The 25,111-nt window shown below is 54.9% G+C and carries 23 protein-coding genes and 1 tRNA gene; 9 read left to right on the plus strand and 15 right to left on the minus strand.

All coding sequences use genetic code 11. The annotated features are described in order from the left end of the window. Positions 1 to 13: 13 nt before the first annotated feature. The 5 genes from G6R38_RS19280 to G6R38_RS19300 all read right to left on the minus strand — a co-directional run bounded on the left by G6R38_RS19280 (position 14) and on the right by G6R38_RS19300 (position 6,370). Entirely contained in the window at positions 14 to 1,420 is a 1,407-nt protein-coding gene (locus G6R38_RS19280; protein ID WP_166830076.1) for a hypothetical protein, read from the minus strand. 157 nt (positions 1,421 to 1,577) lie between these two features. Further along, positions 1,578 to 2,330: a hypothetical protein gene (locus tag G6R38_RS19285; RefSeq protein WP_166830078.1), complete on the minus strand. Its 753-nt coding sequence runs from the start codon at positions 2,328 to 2,330 to the stop codon at positions 1,578 to 1,580. 496 nt (positions 2,331 to 2,826) lie between these two features. Continuing rightward, positions 2,827 to 3,834, minus strand: a complete 1,008-nt coding sequence (locus G6R38_RS19290; protein WP_166830080.1) for a DUF1559 domain-containing protein — start codon at positions 3,832 to 3,834, stop codon at positions 2,827 to 2,829. A gap of 170 nt (positions 3,835 to 4,004) precedes the next feature. Continuing rightward, positions 4,005 to 4,760 carry an NAD-dependent epimerase/dehydratase family protein gene (locus G6R38_RS19295; RefSeq protein ID WP_166830082.1) on the minus strand — a complete coding sequence of 252 codons (756 nt, stop codon included), beginning with the start codon at positions 4,758 to 4,760 and terminating at the stop codon, positions 4,005 to 4,007. Positions 4,761 to 4,780: 20 nt separating this feature from the next. Further along, positions 4,781 to 6,370, minus strand: a complete 1,590-nt coding sequence (locus G6R38_RS19300) for a hypothetical protein (RefSeq protein ID WP_166830084.1) — start codon at positions 6,368 to 6,370, stop codon at positions 4,781 to 4,783. A 530-nt stretch (positions 6,371 to 6,900) separates the two neighbouring features. Between G6R38_RS19300 and G6R38_RS19305 the strand changes: the two genes are divergently transcribed. Together G6R38_RS19305 and G6R38_RS19310 are read left to right on the plus strand one after the other, a co-directional pair. Then, the gene (locus G6R38_RS19305; protein WP_166830086.1) at positions 6,901 to 7,338 is read left to right on the plus strand and encodes an Hsp20/alpha crystallin family protein; all 438 of its coding nucleotides are present in this window, start codon (positions 6,901 to 6,903) and stop codon (positions 7,336 to 7,338) included. A gap of 58 nt (positions 7,339 to 7,396) precedes the next feature. Next, on the plus strand, positions 7,397 to 7,813 hold the full coding sequence (locus G6R38_RS19310) for an Hsp20/alpha crystallin family protein (protein WP_166830088.1): 417 nt from the start codon (positions 7,397 to 7,399) through the stop codon (positions 7,811 to 7,813). A gap of 34 nt (positions 7,814 to 7,847) precedes the next feature. On the opposite strand, the gene G6R38_RS19315 is transcribed toward G6R38_RS19310, so the two are convergent. After that, positions 7,848 to 8,501 carry a class I SAM-dependent methyltransferase gene (locus tag G6R38_RS19315; protein ID WP_206028641.1) on the minus strand — a complete coding sequence of 218 codons (654 nt, stop codon included), beginning with the start codon at positions 8,499 to 8,501 and terminating at the stop codon, positions 7,848 to 7,850. A gap of 157 nt (positions 8,502 to 8,658) precedes the next feature. Here G6R38_RS19315 and G6R38_RS19320 point away from each other — a divergent pair, with 157 nt between their 5' ends. Together G6R38_RS19320 and G6R38_RS19325 are read left to right on the plus strand one after the other, a co-directional pair. Then, positions 8,659 to 9,594 carry a universal stress protein gene (locus tag G6R38_RS19320; protein WP_166830090.1) on the plus strand — a complete coding sequence of 312 codons (936 nt, stop codon included), beginning with the start codon at positions 8,659 to 8,661 and terminating at the stop codon, positions 9,592 to 9,594. A gap of 41 nt (positions 9,595 to 9,635) precedes the next feature. Then, positions 9,636 to 10,829 carry a cysteine desulfurase family protein gene (locus tag G6R38_RS19325; protein ID WP_166830092.1) on the plus strand — a complete coding sequence of 398 codons (1,194 nt, stop codon included), beginning with the start codon at positions 9,636 to 9,638 and terminating at the stop codon, positions 10,827 to 10,829. A gap of 43 nt (positions 10,830 to 10,872) precedes the next feature. Here the strand turns inward: G6R38_RS19325 and G6R38_RS19330 are convergent, their stop codons facing one another. Further along, the gene (locus G6R38_RS19330) at positions 10,873 to 11,316 is read right to left on the minus strand and encodes a hypothetical protein (protein WP_166830094.1); all 444 of its coding nucleotides are present in this window, start codon (positions 11,314 to 11,316) and stop codon (positions 10,873 to 10,875) included. Positions 11,317 to 11,662: 346 nt separating this feature from the next. Between G6R38_RS19330 and G6R38_RS19335 the strand changes: the two genes are divergently transcribed. Then, the gene (locus G6R38_RS19335) at positions 11,663 to 12,208 is read left to right on the plus strand and encodes a hypothetical protein (RefSeq protein WP_166830096.1); all 546 of its coding nucleotides are present in this window, start codon (positions 11,663 to 11,665) and stop codon (positions 12,206 to 12,208) included. A 66-nt stretch (positions 12,209 to 12,274) separates the two neighbouring features. On the opposite strand, the gene G6R38_RS19340 is transcribed toward G6R38_RS19335, so the two are convergent. The 3 genes from G6R38_RS19340 to secA form a co-directional block, all read right to left on the minus strand. Then, complete coding sequence (locus tag G6R38_RS19340) at positions 12,275 to 13,585, minus strand: 3-deoxy-D-manno-octulosonic acid transferase (protein ID WP_166830098.1); 1,311 nt, start codon at positions 13,583 to 13,585, stop codon at positions 12,275 to 12,277. Positions 13,586 to 13,613: 28 nt separating this feature from the next. After that, a complete protein-coding gene (locus tag G6R38_RS19345) occupies positions 13,614 to 13,994 on the minus strand; it encodes a flotillin-like FloA family protein (protein WP_166830100.1) in 381 nt (126 codons plus the stop codon). Positions 13,995 to 14,061: 67 nt separating this feature from the next. Next, a complete protein-coding gene (gene secA, locus G6R38_RS19350) occupies positions 14,062 to 17,634 on the minus strand; it encodes a preprotein translocase subunit SecA (RefSeq protein ID WP_166830102.1) in 3,573 nt (1,190 codons plus the stop codon). Between the two features lie 417 nt (positions 17,635 to 18,051). Between secA and cutA the strand changes: the two genes are divergently transcribed. The 3 genes from cutA to G6R38_RS19365 all read left to right on the plus strand — a co-directional run bounded on the left by cutA (position 18,052) and on the right by G6R38_RS19365 (position 20,757). Further along, a complete protein-coding gene (gene cutA, locus G6R38_RS19355) occupies positions 18,052 to 18,378 on the plus strand; it encodes a divalent-cation tolerance protein CutA (RefSeq protein ID WP_166830104.1) in 327 nt (108 codons plus the stop codon). Between the two features lie 122 nt (positions 18,379 to 18,500). Continuing rightward, positions 18,501 to 19,229, plus strand: a complete 729-nt coding sequence (gene rph, locus G6R38_RS19360; protein WP_166830106.1) for a ribonuclease PH — start codon at positions 18,501 to 18,503, stop codon at positions 19,227 to 19,229. Positions 19,230 to 19,569: 340 nt separating this feature from the next. After that, complete coding sequence (locus G6R38_RS19365; protein ID WP_166830108.1) at positions 19,570 to 20,757, plus strand: hypothetical protein; 1,188 nt, start codon at positions 19,570 to 19,572, stop codon at positions 20,755 to 20,757. 102 nt (positions 20,758 to 20,859) lie between these two features. Here G6R38_RS19365 and G6R38_RS19370 read toward each other — a convergent pair whose 3' ends face one another. From G6R38_RS19370 to G6R38_RS19390, 5 genes are all read right to left on the minus strand, one after another. Next, on the minus strand, positions 20,860 to 22,233 hold the full coding sequence (locus G6R38_RS19370) for a hypothetical protein (RefSeq protein ID WP_240928290.1): 1,374 nt from the start codon (positions 22,231 to 22,233) through the stop codon (positions 20,860 to 20,862). Positions 22,234 to 22,756: 523 nt separating this feature from the next. Continuing rightward, positions 22,757 to 23,026, minus strand: a complete 270-nt coding sequence (locus tag G6R38_RS19375; RefSeq protein ID WP_166830110.1) for a hypothetical protein — start codon at positions 23,024 to 23,026, stop codon at positions 22,757 to 22,759. Between the two features lie 135 nt (positions 23,027 to 23,161). After that, positions 23,162 to 23,236 (minus strand) — tRNA-Glu (locus tag G6R38_RS19380). Positions 23,237 to 23,352: 116 nt separating this feature from the next. After that, complete coding sequence (csrA, locus tag G6R38_RS19385) at positions 23,353 to 23,550, minus strand: carbon storage regulator CsrA (RefSeq protein ID WP_166830113.1); 198 nt, start codon at positions 23,548 to 23,550, stop codon at positions 23,353 to 23,355. 236 nt (positions 23,551 to 23,786) lie between these two features. Further along, the gene (locus G6R38_RS19390; RefSeq protein WP_166830115.1) at positions 23,787 to 24,119 is read right to left on the minus strand and encodes an HU family DNA-binding protein; all 333 of its coding nucleotides are present in this window, start codon (positions 24,117 to 24,119) and stop codon (positions 23,787 to 23,789) included. A 422-nt stretch (positions 24,120 to 24,541) separates the two neighbouring features. Between G6R38_RS19390 and G6R38_RS19395 the strand changes: the two genes are divergently transcribed. Next, entirely contained in the window at positions 24,542 to 25,099 is a 558-nt protein-coding gene (locus G6R38_RS19395) for a response regulator (protein ID WP_166830118.1), read from the plus strand. The last annotated feature ends 12 nt before the right edge of the window (positions 25,100 to 25,111 follow it).

Genomic DNA, 25,111 nt, shown 5'->3' on the forward strand with positions numbered 1-25,111 from the left:
CACCTCGCCAGCCTTACGCTTTTGCGAGGAGTGTTTCAATTCCGCCAGTGAGAATGGTATCGATCTGCGGATCGCACCACGCCACACTCACGGCATAACCACCTTGCGGGTACGCTTCCTTGGTCGGAATGTACCACGGACCGCCATCACCATAGGCGGCACATGCAACGAACCGCTTCGGTGCGAATTTCTGTGCCCGCAACTGGTATTCAATGAAACTCTCCGAAGGCAAATGCAGCAGCGAAACATCGTTGACATGCAATCCGGAAAGCGTGATCGGAATCTGTTTCTGATATCGACGAATCCATGCCACCGTGTAGGACGGACGATTGCGACTCACCACACGGTTCGATGAATCCTCGATCTGTTTCATGATCTCGTCTTCATCGAATCGCGGATTCGGCGGCGGCAAAATATCCTCTGTGACCCACGCCAACGATGTGATCGGCTCCGGCTTCAACGCGGCTTCGGAGGCAACCATGCCATCGTAGATTCGTTGAGTCAGAACGGGACGCATTTCCTTGGAGCCATCGTTGTATTTGCCCGCCCCGATGTTCCCGCCGCAACCGTTGAAGTAAAGGTGCGTGCAATTCGGTTCGTCTTTCTGACGACGCTTCCGAGCCAGTCCGCAGAAGTCGGAACTCACGCGACCGTCACCGTAGTAACTCATCGGATGACAGGCGTAGTAATGGCAAGCGGCGATTTTCTCGTCGCCATCGTAGAACGCGACCGTCTTCAATTGCGGATCGATTAACCCTTCCGGCAATTTCTGATGTTCCGGATTTCGCGATGAACTTCCCCGTTGCGAGACCACGGTGCCATCCGGCCCTAGAATGCGACGGTTCCCGGCCACTTTCTTGACTTTGGCTTCACCGCTGGCGATGTGCGTCACCTTCCGAGGATTCTGCACGGCTTCGGCGATGGCTTTCCGTCCCGCGTCCAAGCAGCGATTGAAGAATCCCAGCTCGACGATGTGCGGCAAATCTCCCTGAGCCAACACAATGCGTTCGGCTTCCAAGCATGCAAACGGTGCATTGTGCTGATGGACGCAGTGAACCGTCACGCGATCCACCGTCGTCCCGGCGGCTTCGGCCAACGCGGTTTTCCAAGCCACATGGGCTTCGTTGAGCAACCCCGTCCAATCGACCACACAGAACACGATCGGTTTTCCCGCCCCCAGAAGCACGAAGCCGATCGCTTCGAGTGGGTCATCCACGCCAACCACAGGTTTGATCCAACCACCGCAAAGCGAATGCCCCATCGGTGGCGTGACATCGAACCGGAACGAAGCCAAATGCAGATCGGACGGGTTCTCCGATGAGTCCTCGGAAAACGCAGCGTTGTTTGCCAACCATCCGGCCGATAACGCCGCCGAAGCCGTGCCCAAAAACGTCCGTCGATCAAGACGATGATTCATCATTTCATTCCTACGTTGATCGCGAGAATATCCGCGATTTCTAGCAGATTCAGAGTACAAGAATCCGCGTGAGTCAGTACGCATCAACAATATGTTATCCGACATTACAGCTGTTGAAAACGCCGGACGATAGAGACTGAACTTTCCAATCGGAATTCCATCACAGTGATGTCAACGACGACTCCGGCTGATTCTCGGCGGTGTCGGATGAGGTCGGTTGGGACTGCGAACCAGTGTTATCGCTGAAGACAATACACATCGAAACGAGAAGTGCCGTCGAAGCAAACCAAACGGCCCGAGGAATCGTGTTGCTGGCGACCAGAAACTCGACTTTCTCGCCCGGCAGCAACGTTGACATGCACATCACATAACAGACCCCCGCCAAACCACCGCCGACAACTCCGCCCACAATCGAAGAGAAAACCGCCTTCCATCCGCGAACGACGAAACTCCGGGCCAGTCCCGCACCGAGTCCCGCCATCGCGACCATGGCAGCATGGGCCTGCAGAATGCCTTTCAAATCGCGGATAGATTCGGTCTCGTTTTGCATCAAGTAACTCCCCGCGAATCCGCCGCCGACTCCACAGGCAAGACTGATTACGGCTCCCAGAATCGTTAATCCGATCGCCTTACCCCAACCGACACGGCAACAACACGTGCAGATGCTGAGGGTCACGGCAAGTCCGAGACTCGCCATCGCGGCAACAAAGGCCGTATTCCGGGTTTCGACTTCGATGAAAGAAGCATCGTAACGGCCTTTCACCTCCGCGGGCACATCGGAGGAAAGATCGTCGAACTTCTCCGACAATGTAAACACCGGATAAACAGCCTCGACAACGGCAAACACCACGCCCATCACAGCAAGCGCGGCCAGAACCGAGAGCCATTTCCGTTTCGCAGAACATTCGATCATCAAGTCAGCCCTTTCAATGCAAAAGCGCTTTCTTCGCGGTCGAAAATCGATCGTATGCCGATGGACGCAACTCAGTTCACCGGCCACTCGAATCGAAGAATGCAGAACCGTTTATGCCATAACTCGATACGGGAAACCAGTGTGGATGTGCCGCAAAAGCAAAAGGAAGGACGGCGACAAAGCATTCACGTCGTTTCGACCGGGCGTGGGTCGACTGAGAAGTCGCAATGCGTTGGAGTCATTCAAGCGTCGCAAGCAACCAGAGCCTGTTTCGGCTCGATGATTCGTGCGAACAATATGCTGATCAGACGGGGTTCGATCTGCCTTGCCGGAAATGCGTCGGAACCATCACTCCGGCATCTCAACGGTCTTTTCAACCAAGGCCGATCTCGACGAGAATCGAGATCGCCTCTGGCACAAATGGGGAAACCGGTGGTGTGCCAAGGCATGTCCCACATGCACCCGCCGGTCGTGTCACAAAAAAACGAGACTTGGCTTAGTAATCGCCGATTACCTCGCCGTCATTCCGAGCCCCGAGATTTCGCCACGTTTGCAAATTGATGGAATCACTGACCGATCGCGTCGAACCATCCATCAACAAAACTTGAACAATGCCCGGATGATAGCTGCGAGAAGTCACCGCCGCCCGGACCGCACTGCCGCAACTTTTGTCTTCCCGACAGCTGGTGTAGTCGATGTCGTAGGTATTCGAGCCATCCGTGTGGAGAACTTCGGTATTGGGCGTGAACGTGGTGGTGAAGCCGGTTTGATGGACACGACCATCAACCCATTCCGTGTGACCAGTTTCCGTCTTGAAGCTACCACCAAGTCCGCTGATGGTGCTGGGATCAGTCGGCACAGCGGCGGGACCACTGCCACCATCTCGAAGATACGGAGTGAAGGCTTTGACTTCAGCAAGGCCGATTGTGTTCGAGGTTCCGTCGGTGAAATCCCGAGGCTTCGTTTTACTATTGGGGAAGAAAGCACCATCGCCGCCTTGTCCGGTGGCGGGATCATACACCTGCCAGGTTCCACCATTGAAACCGTAGCAAACGGGGTAGTGAATGGCGGTTCCGCTGGAATCGGTTCGTTCGCGGTCGCCGGGATCGCTTGGGCACAACAGGACGTCAACTCGCCGAGGAGCCACAAGTCCCGCGTTGGTTCCGGCATCGTACGGGATGTTGAAATCGATATTGTTGAACAAGTTGCCTTGTTCCAAGAACGGCAAGATGCGTGCTTGCATTGACCATTCCCCACCCGTGCCGTCCACACCATCGACGCAGAAACTTGGAGGAAACGAGCGAGCGGTATCCAAATAGTTATGAAGTGCCAATCCGAGTTGCTTCAAATTGTTCTTGCATTGCGTACGGCGGGCGGCTTCGCGTGCTTGCTGAACAGCCGGGAGCAACAGAGCAATCAGAATTGCAATGATTGCGATGACCACCAACAATTCAATCAGGGTGAAACCACGGGAAACACCATGCGGACGAACACTGCGAGACATCGCGTAACTCCAAAGGCGGGACGCCAGAAAGATGGAATCCGGGAGCACGCATGGCGGTTGGCTAGCGAGACTTGCCGGCGAATACTGAGACTCTATCTCAGAAACGTGCCACGCAGTCTAACCCGTTTTGACTCTTAGTCAACGCTATCCGCGCGATTTTTGATTCGGTTTTACACCAATGGTGCCCGTTCACTACCAAGCGTACACCCAAGGTCTTCGAGTCGAATCTCCGGCCGATAACCGATCAGCAATTCCGCGCGAGAAAGATCCCAACGTCGCTGGGAACTTTCACCAACGAGCGTGATCAACTCAAACGATGACGGTTCGAGATCCGACCGCAACGCCAACTTGTAGGCACGCATCAAATCGGGAATGGCGATCCATTGGGGACGAATCGGGTGCGTTTGAAGAAGGGGATTGTCGACTTCAACTGGCTTGGCAATCCGTAATCCAAGAATACTCAGATCCCACTGTCGTGCGGCTTCGGCACACGCGACTTCCCCCAACATCTTGGTGATGGCGTACGTGCCAACCGGCTTGGCGGGAGCGTCGCCGGCCACCCACTCTGGGGGTTCGTAGCCCCACACAACCATGATGCTACTGGTGTGAATCACCCGTTTCGCCCCGGCATCGGCCGCGGCTTTTAAGACGTTGAACGTGCCACGCACGTGCACATCAAACCGAACTTGATTGAACGCATCGTCTTCGATGCTGCCTTCCAATCCCGACGCCATCGCCAAATGCAGCACCGCATCGACGCCCTCCATCGCGGCTCGCACGGATGCCGGGTCCGTGATGTCGCAAGAAATCCAGCGTGGATCGTCCATCGATTGAATATCCCCCAACCGAAGGTCGAAATGATCGGAAAGCGACCGGGTCACATGCCGCCCGACAAACCCCGCCGCACCGGTGACGAGTACCCGCATTCCCAACCTCGTTTCTCAACTCACGCCGCATTTTCTTGACGTTGAGCTTCACGGTAAGCCTTGCGAATTTTCCGCTTCTGGCTTTTGCTCAACCCGCGCAGCATATCATCGGTCAACGGCTTCGATGGGTCAAACAATTCGCCACCTGCAGTCCGTAACTCCTGTGATTGAGTATTTGACGGCATCTTGATGACCGATGGTTGCGGGGAATCCGATGCGGTCTCTTTATCTTTATCTGTCACAGACTCCGACGGGCTTTTCGCTGGGGCAGTTTTCGATTCTGACCGAGTCTTCTTCATATCACGAGCGGATTGTTTTGCCGCTGCCGCCTTTGCTTTCGCCACCTGACGTTCTTCCTCTTCCGCCTTTCGGGCCTTTTCTCGTTCTTCCCGTTCAGCTTTCCGTTCGGCTTCCGCCTGGGCTTTGGCTTCTTCTTTTGCCGCAATGGCATCGAGTCGGGCTTGTTCCTTAGCTGCGGCTTTCTCGGCTTTCGCCTGTTCCGCGGCCGCTTTCTCCTCGGCCTTGGCTCGCTCCACTTCGGCTTTTTGTTCGGCTTTCAACCGTTCCTTCTCAGCGATGGCATCGGCCTTGGCCTGACGTTTTTCTTCTCGCTCTTGAAGTTGCCGCTCCCGCTGTGCTTCACGTTCGGCTCGCTTAGCTTCTCGACGAATCTTCCGCTCCGCCCACCAACCAGGAGATGCATCCGACTGTTCTTCCGAAACACTGGATTTCTTCTCCGCTCGTTTTTCCGCACGGGCTTTCAAGAGGACTTCCGGCGGATCGGTGGAAACGTGCAACACATGACGAGCGTGATGCAGCGTCGCTCCGAGAATCGCCCAACCGATCATTACCAACGCGACCGCCTCCGCGAGAATTCGAGCTTCCACCGCGATCGGCCAAGTCCAGAGATCAAGTTTCCAACCAATCGACGCGAAACAACTGGCTCCCGCCAAAAGCAGAAATAGGGAACTCGTTCGTGAAGCCCGCATGTCACGAAGCAGACGCACGGCAATCGGCACCGTGAAAACGGCCATCGGAACTAGCCAACACCACGTTTCCCGATGCGGAAACCGAGCCGCCCAGAGACGGCATACGATTTGGCTCCACACCAAATGCACCTCAGAGATGGCGACACATCCCAGCACGAACAGCGACGTCGATGCCCACATCCAGACTCGGAAACTACCGCTGAAGTCTTTCGGACTGCGAGACCGAATCCAGTAGATCAATCCAGACACCTGGGCGGCGAGAATCAAACACGCGGCACACAACAAAATTGGTAAACGCCCTGACTGCAGATGCACCAACCGCACGACACGCGGGCCATAGTTTGTCGCTGACGGACCAAATTCCACGGCTCCCCAGAGCGTAGCGGCAATGACAGCCAACACCACGAGCACGACCGACCAGATCTTCCATCGCCGTGGCGAAATCAGTTTCCGCAATGGGAAATGTGTGATCTGAAGTTGCGGTTCCTCCACCGGTGGCGATTGCGTCTTCGACCGCCGAGTTCGTCGCGATTTTGGTTTGACCTCATCCACGGCCTCGGTCGCCAAACGGCGGCGGCGGCGATCGTCGAGCGAACGAGAACCGGCGAAACGTGTAGACATAGAAGAACCAAGCAGCCGAAGGGAACGCGAGTCGAGATGGGAGCCTGCTGATAGTGTCGGTCATCTCAGCCAGCGAATTCGCGAACCCCACTCCCACCCGGCACAGCTTCTCTAACCAGGATGACAAACCGGTCCGCGCCAACACATTCAACCGAAGAAGATTCACCAAGACTGCCAACATGACACCACACGCAAACACACGCCCAAACCATGCCATATTGTCACAAACCCAGGTAGCCCACACGAACACCACACTGCCTTTTTGTCAAAGCACTTATAAACTTGAACTAAACAATAGACATTTAACGCATTGAAAACACACACCTTAAACAAACCAACTCAATAAAAAACGTCAAAAAGCAACGCAAAAGAACAATTCGGCACGCGAAATGCATATGGGGATTTCGCAGTGACGAAAAGCATGGTTCAATCGGTCGAAGGACGATCAATGAGCCTTGCTTTGCGGTCACTATTACAGAATGCCAATTTGACAGTTTGTACGTCAAACGCTCAATTAAAGGAGTCCTAGAATGACAAGTCGAACTCAAAAATTTGATCTGTGGCAAGATTTTGGTCAGCTTCAGAACGAGATGACCCGCTTGTTCAGCCGTAATTTGGGAGAGGTCTTCCAACGCCCGGCGATCTTCCCGCTGGTGAATGTGCGGTACAACGATGACGAAGTCGTGTTGACGGCGGAAGTGCCGGGCTTGGAACCCGAGGATCTCGATATCACCGTGACCCGCGATCAGGTCACCCTGAAAGGAACGCGTCAAGCAGACGAATTGCAGGATGGCGAATCGTTCTTCCGACAAGAACGCCCCAAAACCGAATTCGAACGCACGGTGAAATGGCCCGTCGAGGTCGATCCACAATCGCACGATGCCAAACTCGCTAACGGCATCCTCACACTGCGATTGCCTCGCCCCTCGGAATTGAAACCGCAGAAAATCAGCATTCAAGCTGGATAATCAATCGGTTTCGTGCGAGTCACATTTCCAACCATTCAACAATCAGGAGGACATATCCATGAGTGATCAATCCTTAATCCCAACTGAAACTTGCAACCCGCAGATGACAAGCGAAAACGGGACCAGTGCCGACCAAACCAATGGTCCTGTGTTTCGGCCGCATGTCGATATCGTCGAATCCAACGAAGCGATCACACTGACCGCCGACATGCCCGGAGTCGACGAGAACCATGTCGATCTTTCGATCGAAAAAGATGTCCTAACCATTCGTGGCACGGTGACGCCACCGGATTGGTCCGACTACAAAAACGGATACACGGAGTATCGAGTCGGCAACTATGAGCGGGCATTCCAACTGTCGAACCAGATCGACCGAAGCGGAATCGAGGCGAAAGTCCGACAGGGCGTGCTCCATGTTCGTCTGCCCAAATCCCAGCATGCTCAGACACAACGCGTCACCGTGCAAGCTGGTTAATCCGAATCTCGAAATCGTGTCATGATTCCGAGAATCACAGTTTGCCCCCGTCTTCCATCGAAGACGGGGGCTTTTTCGATGGAGTCTCCACTCGTTGAAATAGAAAGACGGTTTTGCTCATGGTCTCGAAGTGAGCGGACCAATGATTTGCGAGCCATTCAAAGGTTTCGATCGCGTAGAACATCACGTGCGTGGGTTCGGTCTTGTAATGCCAACCTGCAAACTGTTCGGGTGGCGGCAGCGGACTGGTCATGATTGCCAACCATCCACCGGGTTTGAGCAGGCTCCACAACCGATCGAGTTCGAATCGCGGACGATGCAAATGCTCGACGACCTCCGTGGTGGTAATGAAATCGTAACAGGCATCGAACACGGATTCGTCGCGAGCAAACGCCGGATCGTAATTCTCTACCAGAAACCCGGCTTCGCTGAACATCACCGATAGCGTGGGACCGGGACCGCATCCGAAATCGAGACCGACTGCCCCTTCCGGTAACCGTTCCACCAGCGGGATGAACACCTTGCTCAGAAACCGGCGATACGCGGGGTCGGCCGGGTCATTCTCGTGCTGTTCGTAGTGGCCCCGTTCCTCGGGGATGGGCAAGAACTCGGATGACGGCACGAAGACCAACTGGCAACGCAAACACTGCCGATACGAGCGTTTGGAATCGGAATGAAAATCTACCACGTCCACTGATCGGCAGATTGGACAAGTGTCATCGTGGGGATCGTTGAACTTCAGGAACGGCTCTGCAGACACGTTTACTTCTCGCCAATAACGTCGACTTCGGTTAAGATGGAGGAAATCGTTTTGCCGTTTCAATTTTCATGGAAGTGACTCGTCCATGCATAATATCGATAAAGTCTTGGTTGGAATCGACGCCTTCAAAGGTTCCGAGATTTCACTCGCGGGGCTCAGTGAACCTAACAGGAATGCGGTCAATCGAGCAACGTGGTTGGCTGGCCAATCCGATGCGTCCATGATTTTTGCGATCGTTGTCGACGCTGCCGGTCCGACAAAAGACGAGTTCCTCGCCAGCGAACCAGGTCAACAAGTTCAAGCATTGCTTCAGGAACTGGAAGCCCATGCGAAGAGCGAAGGTGTGCAGGCGTCATCGCAGTTGCTCTTTGGGAAATCGGCGGTTGAACTGACACGCGTGGCGGTGCAAGAACCTGCGGACATCCTTATCGTCGGTTCCCGGAACGCCGGCCGAGCGTCTCGGTTGCTGTTCGGAAGCACGGCGATGAAATTACTGCGGTACTGCCCGTGCCCGGTTTGGGTGTCGAAACCTGGAGCGGATTGGTCAGACTTGGAAATCCTCGTTGCGAGCGATCTCAAAGACGGATCGGAAGAACTCCTGGAACTTGGAGTAATGGCCGCCAAGTTGGGGGATGCCCGGTTGCGAGTGGTCCATGCGTGCGAACATGAGATGGAACGACGGATGGCCCACGTGGGCGTGAAAGATCATCAGCTTCAGGAGTTTCGTGAGAAGGAATGCCGTGCCGCCGAGCAGATGCTTCACGAGCAACTTTCCCACACGGACTATCGAACGCTCTCGAAAGGTGTGCAAGTTGATATTTGCCAAGCCGACACCGAGAACGCGATTCTCGATCGTATCGAAGAACATAACATCGCCTTACTCGTGATGGGCACCGTGGGGCGATCGGGGGTGCGTGGGATGTTGGTTGGAAACGCAGCCGAGCGACTGTTGCCGCAAATTTCCTGCTCCATCCTAGCCGTCAAACCCGCCGATTTTCAGTGCCCGTTGAAGTGGACGTAAACACCATCGCGTGAGGGTGTCGTTGGCGGTGCCGCCGGATCATGACCAACTTGCCGATCTATCTGGATAACCACGCCACGACTCGCACCGATCCGCGGGTTGTGGCGGCGATGTCGCCGTTCTGGACCGAATGTTTCGGCAACGCGGGCAGTGGGCAACATCGCTTCGGGCAAATCGCGGCAGATGCCGTGGAAAAAGCCCGTGGTCAAATTGCGGACTGTTTGCAGGTTCCGTCCAACGAAATCTACTTCACCAGTGGTGCCACGGAAGCGAACAACCTGGCTTTGAAAGGGATCTTTGCGGGACGCTCTCAAGGGCCAACAGGGCATTTGATCGTCTCCGCCGCCGAGCATCGGGCGATTCTCGATCCCGCCAAACGCCTCCGACGGAATGGCGTTGAGGTAACGATTCTTCCGGTGAATGAACACGGGCGTGTCGATCCGCAGCAAGTCGCCGATGCCATCCGACCAACCACGAAGTTGGTTTCGACCATCTGGGCAAATAATGAGATCGGAACTTGGAACGATGTCGCCACCATCGGGCGACTATGTCGCGAACGCGGCGTGTGGTTTCACACCGATGCGGTGCAAGCGGTCGGAAAAATTCCTATCGACCTAAGATCGCTGCCGATCGATCTCATGAGTTGTTCCGCTCACAAAATCTACGGTCCGCCCGGCATCGGTGCGTTGATCGTTCGGCGGGGACGACGGCGAATTCGACTCACTCCGTTGCTCGATGGCGGTGGCCAGGAGGGGGGAATCCGCAGCGGCACGGTGCCGGTTCCCTTGGTGATTGGGTTCGGCGAAGCCCTACGAATTGCCGGCGAGGAACTTCCGTCCGAAGAGGTCCGAATTCGAGAACTTCGCGACCAACTTTGGACTCGTTTGCAAACGCGTTGCGACTCGTTGATCTTGAATGGTCATCCCACGGAGCGTCTGGCGGGCAACTTGAACTTGAGTGTGCTGGGAGTGGATGGCACCGCGTTACTGGCGGGACTCACCGATGTGGCGGTCAGTTCGGGATCGGCTTGCACCACTCGCGATCCGGAACCGAGCCATGTGCTGCGAGCAATCGGACGCAACGATCAACTAAGCCGCGCGAGTCTGCGGATCGGTATTGGTCGGTTCAACACCATCGCAGAGATCGACACTGCAGCCGAGCATATCGCAACCGTCATCGAACAACTGCGTGACCACAAACGAAAACACACCGAACATCATGCAACGCACGATTGATTCGGTGTGAATGCGATTTCATCTCGGGTTCAACCGATGTCACCTACGGTCGATACGGACCCGGTGCGGGCACTTGGTATCCGACCGGAGCATACGACTGTTGCGGGGTCGGTGCGTACGATCCCATCTCTGCATTGGTCGCCGGGCTCATTGTGGCAGGTGCATGGTAACGATGCCAAAACTGCTGGGAGTAGGGCATCTGCGGTTGCATTCCCCAACCGGCTGCCGTCTGAGATTGCGACAACACATGCTTGTAGTTGTACGGACGAAAAGCTGTGTAGCCACCGTACGCAGGAATTTCCTGAAAGTAACCGTGCAACCACGGCTCTTGGCTGTCGAATGGATACAACTGACCGCCAAACCCGGCACCATCGAAATAGCCGAACTCACTGACACGGCCATTGGAAACCGGACCATATCCGGGCGTTTCGTAGATCGGACCGGCTGAGAACGCCAACGAAGCGGCGACGACGACACTGCTGATCATGTTACGACTCCCAACCGAACAACCACAGTCTGGCAAATAGTGGAGGCGAGGACCACGGGACACAGTCCGATGGTGAACACGGAATTTCGCCTCCATCAGTGTTATCGGTTTCTTCCGGCAACAAACTCCGGTTTCCGTTAGAAAAATTTCGGACGCGGCGACCGTCACCGTCGGAACTTCCGCCGCAGAAATTCCGAAAACCACCTTGGAAACGACTGTTTTTCCTCAAGTTACCACGGTTGAGTTGTACAGTTTCCCTACGGGATACCATCGTTGCGATCGGTTCCCCTGTCTGATGAACACCCCATGAGTCACCACGAATCCTTCGGAGTCGACAGGGCTTTCTATGCGTAAACTGACACACATACTCGCCGGTGGATTTCTCGCAGCAGCCTGCTGTGGAACACTGTCGGCACAGGACGAAGACCTTCCAACCTTGCGGTTTCCGACGAACCCGTTGGTCGAGACGGACTTGCCGCCCGTTCCGCTGACCGACAACAACGATGGCGACGGAATCCCAGAGAACACCGACGCACCGCCGATCACGCGAAAACGGTACGGATCGATTCTGACCAACGGTAGCTACCAACCGGTTCTCGTGCCCGCTGTTCCGACAGAAGGCGAATATCATCAACCGGGAGGTCCACGTGGCGTCACGGGATCGCCGTATTACTACACCGTCGATGGTCGTCGCGGTCCACTCTACAAAGTGCACGACCGACAAGGTGTGCCGTGGGGCCTAAATCACAGCTCGTACGAATATCACTTCGGTCCCGGCCACTACCGGAATGCCGAAGGTGGTCACTACCGCTTCCCGTACTACACCTATCGGGCACCGTGGTACTTTCCAGGCCACCCGATCTACAACCGCGACACCAACCTGCCTTGGTAATCAGCCTCGTTCTTGAGAGTGAGCGAAATCCGCGATGGACGTTTTGTCCGTCGCGGATTTTTTCGTTCACGGCTTGGCTGTGCCATCGAGGAGCGGAAGAAGGAGTTCGCACGTCCGACTGGTCGCACCTTGTTGCGTGAGGACCAACGCTTGAGCACGCTGCCCGATTTCACGGGCGTCTTCCGGATTCCGCAACCAATCGAGAAATGTCGTTTGAAGTTCTTCGGCATCCGCCGCGACACGGATCGCGTTTCCGGTCTGCAACATCTCGACGACACTGCGAAAGTTCTTCGTGTCCGGTCCGACGACGACGGCCACTCCGTATGCGGCCGGTTCAATCATGTTCTGTCCGCCGCGACCGACCGACAGACTTCCCCCCACAAACGCCATATCGGCAAACCCCCAACACGCGGCCAACTCGCCAAGAGTGTCGACCAACACAACAGGTGTCGCATCGGCCTGCGGTGGTGCTGAATGGGATGAGTCGCGAACGACACTCCGACGCACGAGCGGCAAGTTGAACCGCCCGACCAGTTCCGCGACCTCTTCAAAACGCTCCTGATGCCGAGGAACCAACACCAACCGCAGCTTGGGAAATTCATCACGCAACGCCAACCAAATTCGGATGGCAACTTCCTCTTCCGGTGATTGTGTGCTGCCGGCGAGCAAAACCGTCTCGTCGGTTTTCAGTCCCAATGATTCCTGAATGGATTGCGTCGCGGAGTTGTCTCGCTGGGTGTTGATACCATCGAATTTCACCGACCCGGTCACGTGGACGACTTCGCGGGGCGCTCCCAATTCGATCAATCGTTCGGCGTATGTGGGGTCCTGAGCGGCGAGCAAATCAAACCGTCTTAACAAGTTTCGCATCAAGGGACGAATGCGAGAATAGCCGCGAAAACTCCGTTCGCTAATGCGTCCGTTGATGAGTGCCAACGGGATGTTCATTTTCGATGCGATCCGAATAAAGTTCGGCCACAATTCCAACTCGACAAGCACGATGGCTGTCGGTCGGATGCGTCGAAACGCGTGTTTCACGGCCCAGGTGAAATCCAGTGGAAAGTAACAAACGGTGTGGTCGGGGAACTGCTCCTTCGCGACGGCGTGTCCGGTGGAAGTTGTCGTCGAAACCACGATTTCCAAGTCCGGTCGTTGATTGAGAAGCTCACGCAAGACGGTCCGCAGTTGGAGAACTTCGCCCACACTCACTGCATGAAACCAGACGCACGGCCCATTCGTTTCTCGCTCCGGCAACTTACCGAGCAGTTTCTGCCCCCAACCATCCCGGTATTTGCCGGTGCGAAACCGCTTCCAGAGAATCACTGGAGAAATGCAAACCGCGAGCATCAAATACACGCCGTTGAGCAACCAGCCCATCGGGAATCCTTCCCCAAAAATGTTCGGTTCAACGAGTTTGCAACAGGTCGTCGAGCCGGTGACCCACCTCGGCTTCCACGAGATCATCGAACGATAGGTCGTCTTCGCCTCGCTTGTGCAGTTCGATGTAGGCTCGCGTCACTAATTCGATGTTCGCTCCGCGAAGGTACGCACGTTCGAGATCCGCAATGCGTATTCGTACTCCACTGTGGGCGGCTAGGACCGCGGAGTCAATCACGTGGTTTGGGTTCACGCGACGCAAACGCATGAGGAGAATTTGCGGCAGCGAAATGGGCACTCCCGCCAGAAATGCCTGCAGCCAAGGCCGAAACAATCCTAGAACAAAGACAAAAAAGGACGCAAAGAGAAACAGAACACCCACCAAAATAGCAATGAAGACTGGGTCCATCGTGTACCTCGAATTCGACCGAATCAGTCACCCAGAACCATTGTTGAACGGCGGGCTCGATGTGCCGTTACGCACCTCCACAGCATTTCTTGTACTTCTTGCCGCTCCCACAAGGGCAGGGATCGTTGCGACCAACTTTTTCGCCGCGATTGACGATCGGGTCGACCACTTGATCTTCCTGACCGGGCAGGGGGCCTTCTTCGGTTGGTTGCTGTCCGCTTTGTTGCTGAGGTTGCGGAGCGGCGGCGTGTGTCGCGGCGGTGATCGTCCACAAGGAACCGACGAATTCCGGACTTTGTTTCTCAAGCCGGAAGATCGCCTGCGTGACTTGCTGACCAATTCGGTCCCACACGCCCGCGAACGCCGTGCGGCCTTGTCGTTTGTACTCGACTTTCGGGTCTTTCTGAGCGTAACTTTCCAGCCCGATCGTGGATCGCAAATGATCCATGTAGTAGAGGTGATCTTTCCAAGACTGGTCCAAAACCTCTAACAACAAAGAGCGTTCCGCCTGAGCAATTTCCGGCCGGTAACGACTTTCGATCTGCTCTGCGAGGCGAATCCGAGCATCTTCTTTGCTCAGGGATTCCAACTCAGACCGTTCGATTTTTACATCGAGTTGTTTGTCCGCGAAGCTGCACAGTTTGAGCAATGCATTCTTGTCGACCGGATGGCCATTGCGTTCTTCCTTGCCACCGAATCCGTACGCCTCGTCCAGCAACGCTTCGAGTTCGTCACGGACTCCCGGATCGATCATATAACTGCGGCTACGTTCGGCCAACAGGGTTTCGATGTCCGTACGCGATTTGCCCTGGAGCGTTTCGGGATCAATTTCGGTTTCAAACCGATCCGAGGCCCATTGCACAAGACGTTCACGTGCCACCTTTTCGCCGCCGGTTTGCTGCGGATTATCCGACAGGAAGTTGGTCATCCCGACGGCAACCGGGAAGGTGATTTCCTTCTCGCGGTAGAGTTCGCGGATCTTTTCATCCACCAGTGTGCAGGCTTCGTCGACCTCGAGGTTCTCGAATTCGCTCGGCTCGATGGTCACGGTGAACTGTTGGTTCAGCCAACCGCACAACGCTTTTCGGGGATAATCCTCGGCGAGAAACTCGTCGGCCAAACTGAAATCGAGTTTGGCGATGGCTTCGTTCGCCCGATCCATCAGATACCGGAAGACGTCGTCGCGTCCGATCTTCTTGAGCTCACGGTCATTGGTGTTGAGCCCCCAATGCCGATTGGCCCATTTGGAGAGTGCCAACCAATTCCACTCGCGTTCGTTCTCCTCGCCACCGGGGAGGTTTTCGTCGATTTGGTCTTGGAGGAGTTCCTCACTTTGCCGTTGCGCTTGGTCACGGAGGAAGTCATCCAGTTGCTCGCGGTCCATCCCACGGACTTCGTTCGGCTCGACGAGAATCCCGAAGGCCTGCCCAACCCAACTGGCGATGGATTCCCAACGGTACATATCGTCCAGAAACTCCGGCACCCACTTCTCGACTTGTCGATCGACCATCTCGAGAATCAGACCCCGACAGTTTTCGCCGTCGAGAATCCGTTGCCGATAGGAGTAGACCCGCTTCCGCTGGTCATCCATGACTTCGTCGTATTCGAGCAGGTTCTTCCGGATGTCGAAGTTGCGTTCTTCGACCTTCTTTTGAGCCCCTTCGATCCGTTTGTTGACGAAGCGGTTTTCGATCGACTCGCCTTTTTCCATTCCGAGTCGTTGCAGAACGTTTTTGACCCAATCGCCCGCGAAAATTCGCATCAGGTCATCTTCGAGCGACAGATAGAACCGGCTACTACCGGGATCGCCTTGCCGACCAGATCGCCCACGAAGCTGAAGGTCAATCCGGCGAGATTCGTGGCGTTCGGTGCCGATGACGTGGAGACCACCGACCTCGGCCACCTTCACGCCTTCCGCTTCCATGCCCTCTTCTTTAGCGATGCGTTTGCTGGTTTCTTCCCAGACTGATTTTGGCACATCGATCCGTGATTCATACGCCTGCTTGAGTTCGTCCCACGCCATGTGTTCCGGGTTACCGCCAAGGATAATGTCGGTCCCCCGACCCGCCATGTTCGTGGCGATGGTGACGGCTCCATACCGTCCACCTTGGGCGACAATTTCGGCTTCCCGCTCGACGTGCTTAGCGTTCAGCACGTTGTGTTTGATGCCCGCTCGATCGAGTTTCCGTGACAGCAACTCGGAATTCTCGATGGACACCGTACCGACCAAAATCGGACGGCCGGTCTTGTGAACTTCTTTGATCTCGTCGATCACGGCGTCCCATTTTTCATCTTCGGTGCAGAAGATGACATCAGGATTTTCGATCCGTTGCAGCGGTCGGTTGGTGGGAATGCTGACAACGTCGAGTTTGTAGACCTTCCAGAACTCCGCGGCTTCGGTCATCGCGGTCCCGGTCATCCCGCCGAGCTTCTTGTAGAGCTTGAAGAAGTTTTGCAGCGTGATTGTGGCGAGCGTTTGGTTCTCGCTTTTGATCTTCACGCCTTCCTTCGCTTCAACAGCTTGGTGCAGACCATCGCTCCACTGCCGACCTTCCATCGCCCGACCGGTGTGCTCGTCGACGATGATGATTTCCTGCCCTCGCACCATGTAGTTCACATCTTTTTTATAAAGATGGTGAGCCTTGAGCGAGTTGTCGATCAGGTGCGGCCACTCCATGTTTCCGGCGGAGTAGAAACTGTCGCCTTCCTTGATGTAGCCATGTTTGGCGGCGAGTTGCTCGGCGTGGTGCACACCGTCTTCGGTCAGGTGGCAGCTGTGCTCTTTCTCTTTGACTTCGAAATGCACATCGCGTTTGAGTTCCCGCGCGAGGCGATCGGCTTTCGAGTACTTTGTAATGTCATCATGAGCCGGACCGGAGATAATCAACGGGGTCCGGGCTTCGTCGATAAGGATGTTGTCGATTTCGTCGATGACCGCAAAATCAAGCGGTCCCTGAGCTTGCAACGATTTCGTCGGTTTCATGTTATCGCGGAGATAGTCGAAACCGAACTCGTTGTTTGTCCCGTAGGTGATGTCGCAAGCGTAAGCTTTCTGACGGTCAGCGGAGTTCATGTTCGATTGAATCGCACCGACGGTGAGCCCTAAGCCATTGTAGAGCGGCGACATCCATTCCATGTCGCGGCGGGCGAGATAATCGTTGACGGTAATCACGTGCACGTGACCGGCGAGAGCATTCAGACACGTCGGCAATGTCGCCACGAGGGTTTTCCCTTCCCCGGTGACCATTTCAGCGATCATGCCTCGGTGAAGAATCACACCCCCGACAACCTGCACATCGTAGTGCCGCATCTTCAGAAATCGGATTCCCGCTTCGCGAACCGCTGCGAAGACCTCGGGCAGAATGTCGTCGAGCGTTTCACCTTGAGCCAAGCGAGCACGGAACTTCTCGGCGGATTGCCGAAGTTCTTCGTCGGTCAGCTTTTGCACTTCCGGCTCAAACTTGTTGACCCGATCGAGAATCGAACCGGGAACAATTTCCACGTTGCCGTCTTTGTCGCGTTTGTAGCCGATCTCTGCTACCCGGCGTTCGTTCGACGATCCGAACATCCGAGTGATGGCCCGTTCAACTTTGGCGGTTCCGGCGGTAAATACGTCGCTGACGGTATCAAAAAATGACATGGCCTAGACTTTGCCTGAAAAATCGAATCCCTGATCGAAGCAATCCGTGCGGGTTTGGCATAAAAACCGGCCTCGCAACCCGCAATCTTCCCGTAGCTTAACTGAAATGACTATTCGTTGTCACCGCAGGAATCTTGACAACTCTTTCCATCCGTTTCCAACGGGGCTTCTGAAAGTTTATGCGTGATGCGGCAAACTGGTCAATGTGTGATAAAAGCGAAAAAACAACCAAACTCCCCAGCGTGTGTGACTTTCCAGCCGGCCAACTGAGGACAAATCGGCCACAACTGGGCCAGGAATCTTGAGCGGTTGCTTGGCAGGTGCGGAGCGAAGCGCTAAAACGGAGGTCGTGAGTGCCGTCGCAACAGCAAGACAGCGACGAGACACTCCCTCCAAGAATTCTCAGGGAACAAATTCATGCAGCGATCCCCAATTTTCGCCTATGTGACGGCTCCCGATCACGAAACAGCGGTCCGCATCGGTCGGGCGATCGTGGAAGATCGGTTGGCGGCCTGTGCGAATGTGATCGACGGCATGACTTCGGTTTACCGTTGGAACGACCAAATCGAGGAAAGCTCCGAAGTCGTTCTGATCCTGAAAAGTACCGCCGACCTGACGACATCGCTCACCGAACAGGTGCGGAAACTCCATCCGTACGATTGCCCCTGCGTCGTGACCATCCCAATTCAGGGCGGTGACGCGGAGTTCCTCGAATGGATCTCCCAAGAGACTCGATCACCTTAGAACGTGTCTCGCCCGTTTAAAGTGCCCTACAACAAGCTCTCTCAGCGAACACATAGCGTCAGCCACTGCACCAAAACAAGACATGGTCGAGTACCATGGAACAACAGAAAGACGAACACCCTATGCGTAGCGACAACCGAACAGCCGACAAGATTCGCCCCATTCGCATCGAACGCGGTTTTGCCTCGGCGGCTCCCGGCAGCGTGCTGATCTCCGCCGGCCAAACAACGATTTTGTGCACGGCGAGCGTGGATGAATCCGTTCCGCCGTGGAAGATGGACCCCGAAAACCCCACCGGATGGTTGACTGCCGAGTACAACATGCTTCCCGGCAGTACTTCACCCCGCAAACGTCGTGACCGTTCGAAAGTCGATGGACGAACGACGGAAATTCAACGCCTGATCGGTCGCAGCTTGCGAGCCGTTGTCGACTTTGAAGCTCTTGGGCCGCGAACAATCACGGTCGATTGCGACGTTCTCCAAGCCGATGGCGGCACGCGAACCCTTTCGATCACCGGCGGATTCATTGCCCTGGCTGATGCCATCGCCGGGCTGCGGAAACAAGGTTTGCTCGACAAACCAGTCCTGACGAACAGCGTGGCAGCTGTCAGCGTCGGAGTGTTCGGGTCCGAAGTGCTCTGCGACTTGGATTACTCCGAAGACGTACGAGCCGACGTGGACATGAACGTAGTCATGACCGGCAGCGGCGACTTCATCGAAGTCCAAGGAACCGCCGAAGGGGAACCATTTTCCCGAAAATTGCTCGATGCACAATTGTCAGTCGCCGAAGACGGCATCCGCCAACTCACACGGCTCCAGCAAGAATCCTTGGGAGAAAACTGGCCTCTCTGAAGAAGTCTCCGCCAGAGAACCAAAACGCACGTGGCGGCAAAAATCGCCACAAACCCTTTACATCGAAAGAGTTACCAAATCGCACCAAGATAGCGAAACAGCGAAGGAGTGCACGAAAACGCCAGTCTGGGTAGATGGCCGATGAAGCCACGCCGGGGCTCGTCTGCCCGATGGTCCGTGTCAAACTTTAAGGAAAATTGGCCTCTAGACAGGTTTTGCAAAAATTGCTAGATTCCCCGCGCTTCTCCATCCGGCCAGACGACCCCCCGCGTTGATCAGTGGTTGACGACGCGTTTTGGTGATCGCTGGTGATTACGAAACGAGCAGAAGGGAGTCTGTTGTGAGAATGCGAAAAGCGACGTGGTTCCTCACGGGATTAATGTTACTCGGCATGTGCGTTCCGGCGGCCTGGGGTATTGACAAACCGGTTCGCGGAAAACGGTATCCGCTGACGAAACAACATGGCCCATACATGATTATGGTCGCCAGCTTCAAAGCCCCACCGAAAGAACGCCGCACCTCCGAAGGGCTCACGCCCGAGCAAGCCGCTGACGAACTCGTGTACGAACTTCGGCAGATTGGAATTCCGGCGTACGTATTCTCACGAGATGAAGACCTTGAAAACATTGACACGATCGACCGTCTCGGTCGTCGACGATCGATGTCGTACCGGTCACAACAAGAGCAATTCTGTGTGCTCGCCGGGAACTACAAGAGCATCGACGAGGAAAGCCGCAGCGGAAAAATCGCTCATGCCACCCTCGACTACATCGAACGTAAGTTCGAGCCGAAGTTCCTGACTGATCTCGACAAAGACTACATGCAAAGCCAGCAGGCTTACGGCAAGAATGTGCAAGTCAAGAAGTTGGCCAGCGGCGGAATCGTTCGTCTGACACCAGCGAAAAAGCGAAAGAACAAAAAAGTGCTCGCCGGTGCGTTCCTCACGCTCAACCCCATGCTCGATCCTGAGGAAGTCAAGAACCGCACCTTCGACCCGTTGTTGCTGAAGCTGAACACGGGTGACGAACTGTCGCTGTTGAACAACTCCGGCAATTACACACTCGTAGTGGCTTCATTCTACGGAAAAGCCACGAAGGCACACGTCGGGGCAACCGGTCTGGCAAAACTACGGGAAGCGGCCAAGAAATTCCAAGTGAGTGACGCACTCGGCCAAGCTGCCGTCGATGCGTGGGAACTCGCGAACGCCATTCGCCAAGGGAATTTTGTGGTCGATGACGACCCATCCCAACCGCCCAAACGACAACCGATGGAAGCTTGGGTCTTTCACGACAAGTTTCGCTCCGTCGTGACCGTCGGTTCTTTCGACAGTCCGAATGATCCGAAAATTGCTCAGTATCAGAAACTCTTCCAAGCCAAATACAAGGAACACGCTCTCACCAAGCGGCCGTTCCTGACCGCTGAAACTGTCACGATCCCCGCGATTCTGCAAGAGGGACAAATCCCAGAAAAAAGCTGGCTCTGTGACCCCACCCCTCAATTGGTGGCGGTTCCCAAGCCAATCCGCTGAATCGATTGATCGAATGTTAAAACAAACAGCCCGCCGAATTTCGGCGGGCTGTTTTCGTTGCGTCATTGATGCTTCGGAAATTTCCGGTTCAATGCATTCTGATCAAACGGCACGTTCTCGCGAATGTCGTGACTGCAAACCGGGATCAGGTTCAGGCTGGAACGTGCGTGGCCGATCGTCACGCGGAGCGTAACCAGGATCGGTTGCGTTACTTGGCGAATCGATTGCTGAATCACAACCGCCAGCACTGCAATCCGTACAGCCAGGTGTCGAGCAACCGCCAGGGCAAACCGTCACGGGAACCATGTTGCAAACTTCGTAAGCCACTTGCCGTGGAACACATTTCGCAACCATCCGCGTGCAGGTGGTCGCGATTTGCTTCGGCACACATCGAGCAACCCGACGGGTAACAGTGTAAGGAACTTTCTTCGTCACACAGAATGGCACTTTGCGGCAACGAGTTTCTTCAACATAACGGCAGGTTCGGACCGGAATTTTGCGGGTCCGGGTTTCGCAAACCATTCGACAAGTCCGAACTGGCACGCGACGTGTGTGTTGCTGTTGCACCATTCGGCAAACACGAACCGGAATCTTTTCAACCACTTGCTCGGGCACCATGCGACAAACTTGATACGGCACCTTGGTGACAACGACCTGCGGAACATACCGAGTGACCTGAACTGGACACTGCCGCCGAACCACGACCGGTTTGTATGTCGTGCAGGGGACTTGTCGACAGACGACATTCGGCACGTAAACGCGTCGACAGGTTGTCACGCCGGGACATTGCACCATGCAAATCCGTGGGCCTCGGCATGGATCGCAAGTCAGTCGTGGCAACACGGGACCTGGAATGTACCGACGCTGCGTCGTCCAGCAACCACGATCCTCGCGAACCGTGCGATAAGTTGTCACAGGCTGCATCACCGTGTGGCAACGTTCCTGCATCACGGTTTCGCACACCGGCTTCATCACCGTGCGTCGACATTCCCGTTCCAGGGTTTCCGTCACCGGACGCATCACCGTGCGGCAGCGTTGCCGTTCGATTGTCTCGTAAACCGGACGGCTGGTGGTGTAGCATTCCTCGCGGTAACTCACGTCCCAAACCGGTCGCTGAACCTGATACTGCTCTTCCCGACAAGTGGTCTCGTAGACCGGTCGCCGAACGGTGTAGTTCTCTTGCCGATAGGCGGTCTCGGTGACATTTCGATAGCAGGTCTGCTGCACATTGTCGTACTGAGTTTCGTAGACCGTGCGATTGACGGTGTATTGCTCGGGCTGATAGCACGTTTCGTACACTGTGCGGTAGCAGGTTCGCCGCTCGACTCGGCATGCCGTGTAGCATGAAACCGGTTGGCAAGCTACGGGAGGGCAGCAACGGTAGCTTGCCGCCCCACAATATTGGGCGGAAACTTGCGTTGGAGTCTGTAACATCGCAGCGAACGCCACGATGCAAGTCATATTCATTATTCTCATGGTATTTACCTCTTCACAATGCGAGTGTCCTCGCGTCCCGTCCGACATGACAGGAAAGCAGGCAATTCGGAATGCACCGCCTAGTGGGATTATCCTCACAACATGAGCGAGTAGCAAAGGAATTGACTGGCCAACGGCCAAGAAAGTCGAACTCGGTCGGGTTAACGCGACCAGCAATCAAGGGTAAACCGCAGAGCCTAGGAAACTTGAGTAAAGCTGGGAGATTTCAGCTGAAGGGACTCGATATTCTGCAACATGTCCGCAAATTCGACATGTCACGTGTACTCAAACGACACCAGATATCGTCGTAACGAAAATGCTTGCGAATCGAGTGCTAAATCGGAGAGGTGATACCGATTGGAAGAACTAGGTGAATGACCGAGGTGAATAATTTTTGCAACAGACTGGAACAGTCGCGGAAGACAACCGCCGCGATCGAGACCCCATCAATATCCGCGCAGCGACTCACCGGTCGCTACTACGAAAGACGAATGGGGCTCAACCACAAAGTTCGGACCGCGTGTTAGAACGGAGCTTGAAAGCCCATGACCTGGAAACGAGCCAATTCCATCGTATCGGCTAATTTCACCGCACTCAGGCTTTCATAGCTGAGGACAACTTTCCGAGCCCCCACGCTATCGGGGCGGTCACGTTCGACGAGCAGCAGGCCGCCGGAGATTAAGAAGTTGATGAAGTTAATTGACTCACCGAAGGTCGTCACCACCACGCCTTGGCGGGGAATACTTTCCGGCCAATTCTCGAACAGATTCCGCCATGCTTCGCCCGCTTCCATTCGAGCCTCCTTGCTTTGAGTGGATAAGTGGATAGGAGTGGCAAACAAGACACAAAAAAAGCTCGAGAAGCTTGTTTAGCTACTCGAACTCAAATTTGCTCGGCGTTGTTGATAGAAACGCCAACTTGTGAGTAATGACCCCACGGGGATTTGAACCCCGGTTACCGGATCGAAAATCCGGTGTCCTGGACCTGACTAGACGATGGGGCCAGCGTTTGCGTGGAGGTAATTTAGCAGTTCCACCGAAGGAGTCAAGCCAAGTCACCGCGTTGAACGGTATGGAAATGAAAAATTTATTTCCGAGGTCAACCGCCGCCTGATGACCGCTAACTTTGACACGATCCTTTGGACTCAACCGCCTGTTCCAAACGGATCATTTCAAAGACTTCTTGTCGGTGGATTGGGACTTCGCGTGGTGCTTGAATTCCCAGCCGAACTTTATCTCCGCGAATTTCCACCACCGTAATCACGACATTATCGTTGATCACGATGCTTTCGTCTTTTTTCCGTGACAAGACCAACATGTGAGGGTACTCCGCAGTTCATCCGGGCTGCCATCACCGCTTGGCGAAATCCAAACGTATGGAGAAACATTGAGCCAAACCAATAGCGCAGCCCAAATCCAACACCGCAAGTCTACGGAGCAATGCAACATCAGTCAACGGACTGAGTCAAAAAGACCAGGGGGAAATCTCGAAATTCTCTGAAGAAAACGAGGGTTCCCACCGGTTCCGAATTGGCAATCGTCATCGCAAAGCGACTATGCCATTTCTTTGAGCCCCTTCAAAGCTCGGACTTTCACAACATCCTGAGCCGGTTTTGGCTTGGACATCATTTCTTCGCCGGTCGCAGGGTTGCGGACTTTGCGGGCAGGCTTGGCGTCCTGGTGCAAGACATAAATCTTCAACAAGCCAGGAAGGTTGAACGTTCGCGGGCCCTTTTTGTTGCCGAGTTCTTCGCTGATCAGTTCGGTCAGTGAATCGAGGACACCGCCAACTTCTTTGCGGGACAGCTCTGTGCGTTCGGCCAATTCGTTGAGGATTTCGGATTTGGTTAACGCTTTTTCACGGGCCGGCGCTTTCTTTTTCGCCATATCCTACTCCAGTTGTGTTGGGTGCTGATCAAAGGTTGGTCTTCACAAGATCGCCGAATGGCGTGTTGGTAGTTAACGGAAGATTTGGCGACTTGTCAATGAATGCCAGTGTTTTTCCACACTTTTTACGCGAATACCACCGTAAACACGGCCGAAGTCTCCTTGAAGACTCATGTCTTGTTCAACTTTTGGGAAAGGTTACGATTTATTTCCTAGATTTTCCCTGTCCATACGGATATCCTCTCCAACACCCACGAGCAGTCCCTAAGTCGTGCGACCGGGTTTGCACCACGCGACTCGCAACGACCGGCCCATACCACCCTGTTTCAGAATGCCCATATCATTCAAAACACGGGCGACTCCATATTGACCACTGGCGTTCGCATGATTTTTTTTCCAATCATCGTCAAGGACAGACTTTGATGAAGGACATCCTCCAATTTGGTAAGCAGCGATCCGCATTGATTGTGGATCGGGATCGAGTTTGGTGCAAATCGCTCACGGAACGCTTGAACGAAAGCGGTGCGCACGCCACTGAATGCCAATGTGCCCGCGAGGCGTTGGCTCTTGTGATGCAACAACGCCCAGACATCGTTTATTTGGACCTGCTACTCCACGATGACGCGGGGCAACTCAGTTCGGGCGGTTTTCTCCTGTGTGACCAACTCCGACGCTTCAACCCAAATATCCCTGTGGTTGTGGTCACGGAAGTCGATCTTCCCGATGCCCGCGTGCTCGCGGACAAAGTGGGTGTCTCTGCTTACTTCATCAAACCAATCGATCCCCGAAAACTCATTCGAAAAACGGCTTCGCTGTTCGATCCGTCGCATACACGATCGCTGAATTCCCTGTCGAAAAACTCCCCGGAGCGGGTCTCGTTTCGCTGTTACTGCGGACGTCGGTTTCGCATGTGCCCATCGAGACGCCGTGAGAAAATCGCTTGCCCGGAATGTGGCGAATCCGTTGTCGTCCCGGCGTAAAAACGACGCCTT

This window comes from Thalassoroseus pseudoceratinae (assembly GCF_011634775.1).
Lineage (GTDB): Bacteria > Planctomycetota > Planctomycetia > Planctomycetales > Planctomycetaceae > Thalassoroseus > Thalassoroseus pseudoceratinae.

Excerpts from the sequence above, each read along its gene's own strand:
- G6R38_RS19280 (WP_166830076.1), bottom strand. The coding sequence starts at position 1,420 with ATGATGAATCATCGTCTTGATCGACGGACGTTTTTGGGCACGGCTTCG.
- G6R38_RS19285 (WP_166830078.1), bottom strand. The coding sequence starts at position 2,330 with ATGATCGAATGTTCTGCGAAACGGAAATGGCTCTCGGTTCTGGCCGCG.
- G6R38_RS19290 (WP_166830080.1), bottom strand. The coding sequence starts at position 3,834 with ATGTCTCGCAGTGTTCGTCCGCATGGTGTTTCCCGTGGTTTCACCCTG.
- G6R38_RS19295 (WP_166830082.1), bottom strand. The coding sequence starts at position 4,760 with ATGCGGGTACTCGTCACCGGTGCGGCGGGGTTTGTCGGGCGGCATGTG.
- G6R38_RS19300 (WP_166830084.1), bottom strand. The coding sequence starts at position 6,370 with ATGTCTACACGTTTCGCCGGTTCTCGTTCGCTCGACGATCGCCGCCGC.
- G6R38_RS19305 (WP_166830086.1), top strand. The coding sequence starts at position 6,901 with ATGACAAGTCGAACTCAAAAATTTGATCTGTGGCAAGATTTTGGTCAG.
- G6R38_RS19310 (WP_166830088.1), top strand. The coding sequence starts at position 7,397 with ATGAGTGATCAATCCTTAATCCCAACTGAAACTTGCAACCCGCAGATG.
- G6R38_RS19320 (WP_166830090.1), top strand. The coding sequence starts at position 8,659 with ATGCATAATATCGATAAAGTCTTGGTTGGAATCGACGCCTTCAAAGGT.
- G6R38_RS19325 (WP_166830092.1), top strand. The coding sequence starts at position 9,636 with ATGACCAACTTGCCGATCTATCTGGATAACCACGCCACGACTCGCACC.
- G6R38_RS19330 (WP_166830094.1), bottom strand. The coding sequence starts at position 11,316 with ATGATCAGCAGTGTCGTCGTCGCCGCTTCGTTGGCGTTCTCAGCCGGT.
- G6R38_RS19335 (WP_166830096.1), top strand. The coding sequence starts at position 11,663 with ATGCGTAAACTGACACACATACTCGCCGGTGGATTTCTCGCAGCAGCC.
- G6R38_RS19340 (WP_166830098.1), bottom strand. The coding sequence starts at position 13,585 with ATGGGCTGGTTGCTCAACGGCGTGTATTTGATGCTCGCGGTTTGCATT.
- G6R38_RS19345 (WP_166830100.1), bottom strand. The coding sequence starts at position 13,994 with ATGGACCCAGTCTTCATTGCTATTTTGGTGGGTGTTCTGTTTCTCTTT.
- secA (WP_166830102.1), bottom strand. The coding sequence starts at position 17,634 with ATGTCATTTTTTGATACCGTCAGCGACGTATTTACCGCCGGAACCGCC.
- cutA (WP_166830104.1), top strand. The coding sequence starts at position 18,052 with ATGCAGCGATCCCCAATTTTCGCCTATGTGACGGCTCCCGATCACGAA.
- rph (WP_166830106.1), top strand. The coding sequence starts at position 18,501 with ATGCGTAGCGACAACCGAACAGCCGACAAGATTCGCCCCATTCGCATC.
- G6R38_RS19370 (WP_240928290.1), bottom strand. The coding sequence starts at position 22,233 with ATGAGAATAATGAATATGACTTGCATCGTGGCGTTCGCTGCGATGTTA.
- G6R38_RS19375 (WP_166830110.1), bottom strand. The coding sequence starts at position 23,026 with ATGGAAGCGGGCGAAGCATGGCGGAATCTGTTCGAGAATTGGCCGGAA.
- csrA (WP_166830113.1), bottom strand. The coding sequence starts at position 23,550 with ATGTTGGTCTTGTCACGGAAAAAAGACGAAAGCATCGTGATCAACGAT.
- G6R38_RS19390 (WP_166830115.1), bottom strand. The coding sequence starts at position 24,119 with ATGGCGAAAAAGAAAGCGCCGGCCCGTGAAAAAGCGTTAACCAAATCC.
- G6R38_RS19395 (WP_166830118.1), top strand. The coding sequence starts at position 24,542 with ATGAAGGACATCCTCCAATTTGGTAAGCAGCGATCCGCATTGATTGTG.